We start from the raw sequence: 3,425 nt of genomic DNA, 5'->3' as shown, positions 1-3,425 counted from the left end.
GGAGGGCGCGGAATAGACATAGCCCCCGTCCCGGCGAGCCGGGCGGCCTTCGGGGATACCCCCTATTTCGCTGTGCGCGCGGAGCCCTCCGCATGCGCCTCGACAGACTTGGGGAACCCCGCCGAAGGAATGGAGTGCGGGCCGACAGAACGGTATCCGCGGATATGAGACTGAGCCGAAGGCGTCGATGACATGCCGGGGGCGGACCGGGACGGGTTAACGGCAGGCCCCGCCGACCGATTGCAAGCGGTCGGCGGGGCCATTGTGGCTCTTGACAGCGGATTGGGTCATATGAGCGAACAGGCGCCAGAGCGAGCAAGCCGCCCCCTGCGCCAACAATGGCAGCGCCGCAGGTTGAGCATAAGTCAGCGAAAGCCCGCCAGAGCGAGCAAGGTGACGTGAAAGAGGAGGGCATAGGCCTTTTGGCCATGCCCGACGATTGAACGTCAGATTGCCGCTCTGGCGGGCTTGCAGCGTCGAGTGATTCCGGCGTTTGGTAAAACGCCGGAACACAAGAGCGCCCCCTCCCGCGCACGGAACGGGAGGGGGCTAAAGGTAGGAGTCTACCGGTGGGTTGACCCCACCGGACAGACGATGACCAGGTGATCCTCTACAGGATCGTCAAGGTTTCCGTGGGGTACCCGTTGGGTACTTAGAGCATCACGCAAGCGACGGTCAGGATGATGGCGCAGACGACGGAGAGAGCGACGATGAGCTTAAGGGCAAACTTGAGCCAGGTCGTCCACTCGATCTTGGCCAGGGCAAGACCGCCCATGATGGCGCCGGAGGTCGGGGTGAACAGGTTCACGACGCCGATGGCGGCGGAGAAGATCATAACCATGACCTCGGGCGAGAAGCCGAGCTTAACAGCCAACGGTCCCATGATGGGCATGGAGACAGTAGCCATACCGGAGGTCGAGGGGATCAGGAAGGACAGGCCGAAGTAGACCAGGAAGCTCATGGGAGCGAAGATCACGCCGGACAGGCCAGCCAGAGCATTGGCGGCAGCATCGAGGACGTAGACGTCGAGGCCGGTGCTAGCCATGAGGACGGAGATACCACGGGCGAGAGCGATGACGAGGACAACGGACATCATGTCGGCAGCGCCGGTGATGAAGGTGTTGACGATCTGCTTCTCGGACAGGCCACCGATGATACCGATCAGGATAGCCATGAGGAAGAACCAGGTGGAAGCCTCGTCGAAGTACCACTGGCCAATGGGCAGGCCGGTGATCAGGGCAGACCAGCCCTGGACGACGGCGTTACCGTCGGCGTCGTAGACAGCGCCAGCGTCAAAGAAGTTGGCGACGCCCTCGTTAAGGTCGGCCAGCGGGATGAAGCCGACGATCATGACGACGAAGGTGAAGGCAAAGGCGATCAGAACACCCTTCTGACGACCGGTGAGCTTGACCTCCTTGTTAACCTCGGAAGCAGCCTTGCCGTGAGCCTCTTCGGCGTCCTTGAGCTCCTGCATCGAAAGGATGGTGGAACCCTTGTCAGCCTTGACCTTCTTGGCATAGCTCATGACGAAGAAGATGGACATGGCAGTGGTAACAATCCACAGGACGGCACCGAGGCCGATGATGATGGACTGGTTGACCTCAATGCCAACACCGGTCAGAGCGTCGACGGCAGCGCCGACGGCGAACGGGTTAACCGTGGAGCCGAGGCAGCCGCAGCCAGCGCCGAGCAGGACGGTGGCAGCACCGACCATGGGGTCGAAGCCAGCGGCCATCATGGTAGCGGCGAGCAGGGCGTAGAAGGGAACGGTCTCCTCGCACATACCATAGGTGGTACCACCGAGGGAGAAGATGAGCATCAGCACGGGAATGAGCATGATCTCATTGCCCTTAAGCTTCTGCACCAGAACGGCAATGCCGTTGTCCAGGGCGCCGGTCTCGGTCATCATGCCGAGGAAGCCGCCGAGAATCATAACGAAGAGGCAGACGGGCAAAGCGTCAGCGAAGCCCTTGACCGGGGCGGTGCAGAAATCGCTCAGGCGGGCAGCGGTAACCTCGCCACCGGACGTACCGGAGACGATAACGGTAACAACCGCGACGATTGCCAGCAGAGCAAGAAGAATGGTGAACGATGAAGGCATACCGCGCTTTTTCTTAGCGGTCTCAGTCATAGTTCTCATCCCCCCTTCATAAATCATTTACTGATCTCGCCCGAAGCGGCTCTTCCGTGCCGTGCATGTCGCTCGGTGCGAGATTTTTACCAGACAAAAGCGCTCGGGGTGCGCAGCAATGCACCCCGAGCGAGATGCTAGATGCTCTTACTTGAGCGTGGCGTACATGACAGCCTTGATGGTGTGCATGCGGTTCTCGGCCTCGTCGAAGACCTTGGAAGCGGGGCTCTCGAAGACCTCGTCGGTGACCTCCTGCTCGGTGATACCGAACTGCTCGCACTTCTCGGCGCCAATCGTGGTGTTGGTGTCGTGGAAGCTGGGCAGGCAGTGCAGGAAGATGGCACCCAGGTTGGCCATAGCCATGACCTCGGAGGTAACACGATACGGGGTGAGCTGAGCGATGCGCTCGGCCCAGACCTCGTCGGGCTCGCCCATGGAGACCCACACGTCGGTGTAGATAACGTCGGCACCGGTGACGCCGTCCTTGACGTCGGTGGTCAGCTTGATGGTGCAGCCGTTGGCCTCGGCGATGGGCTTGCAGGCCTCGATGACATCGTCGGCAGGCATGCACTCCTCGGGGCCGCAGGCCACGAAATTCATGCCGAGCTTGGAGCAGACGACCATGAGGGAGCGAGCAACGTTGTTCTTGCAGTCGCCCATGAAGACGAGGGTCTTGCCCTTGATGTCGTAGTTGAAGTTCTCCTGGACGGTCAGGATGTCGGCGAGCATCTGGGTGGGATGCCACTCGGTGGTCAGGCCGTTCCACACGGGCACGCCGGACTTAGCAGCGAGCTCCTCGACATCGTCCTGGGCAAAGCCACGGAACTCGATGCCGTCATACATGCGGCCGAGAACGCGGGCGGTGTCCTCGATGGACTCCTTCTTGCCCATCTGCGACGAACCCGGATCGAGGTAGGTGACGCCCATGCCCAGATCCATGCCGCCGACCTCGAAGGCGCAGCGGGTACGAGTGGAGGTCTTCTGGAAGAGCAGAACGATGTTCTTGCCCTCGAGATAGCGGTGCGGAACGCCAGCGCGCTTCATGTCCTTGAAGTTCTTGGAGAGCTTGAGCAGGTACTCGATCTCCTCGGTGGTGAGGTCGAGGAGCTTGAGGAAGCTACGGCCGGAGAGGTTAACACCCATGGTTCGATTCCTTTCGAAGAAATGAATTACGTAAGTATTAGTGTTGCCCGTTTAACGGGCGAAGCCGGTGCGGTTGTAGGGGGACCGCACCGGAAACGGAAAGACTTAGAGGTCCTCGCGCCAGAAGGGCATGCTCATGCAGCGCGGGCCG

General features: G+C 60.9%; 2 protein-coding genes. Both read right to left on the bottom strand.

The genetic code is table 11. From position 1 onward, the window contains the following. Positions 1-652: 652 nt before the first annotated feature. The gene (locus tag DW892_RS10215; protein ID WP_369831990.1) at positions 653-2,140 is read right to left on the bottom strand and encodes a YfcC family protein; all 1,488 of its coding nucleotides are present in this window, start codon (positions 2,138-2,140) and stop codon (positions 653-655) included. Positions 2,141-2,278: 138 nt separating this feature from the next. Next, positions 2,279-3,274 (bottom strand): ornithine carbamoyltransferase, encoded by a 996-nt coding sequence (gene argF / locus DW892_RS10210; RefSeq protein ID WP_117767352.1) that lies wholly within the window; start codon positions 3,272-3,274, stop codon positions 2,279-2,281. Positions 3,275-3,425: the final 151 nt, after the last annotated feature.

Source organism: Collinsella sp. AM40-7AC (assembly GCF_003468125.1).
Classification (GTDB): domain Bacteria; phylum Actinomycetota; class Coriobacteriia; order Coriobacteriales; family Coriobacteriaceae; genus Collinsella; species Collinsella aerofaciens_O.
The sequence above is the reverse complement of the archived record's forward strand: the minus strand, read 5'-3'. Positions and strand labels throughout refer to the sequence as shown.

What these genes read in the sequence shown, in the direction of transcription:
- argF (WP_117767352.1), bottom strand. Translation starts at nt 3,274, where the DNA reads ATGGGTGTTAACCTCTCCGGCCGTAGCTTCCTCAAGCTCCTCGACCTC.
- DW892_RS10215 (WP_369831990.1), bottom strand. Translation starts at nt 2,140, where the DNA reads ATGAGAACTATGACTGAGACCGCTAAGAAAAAGCGCGGTATGCCTTCA.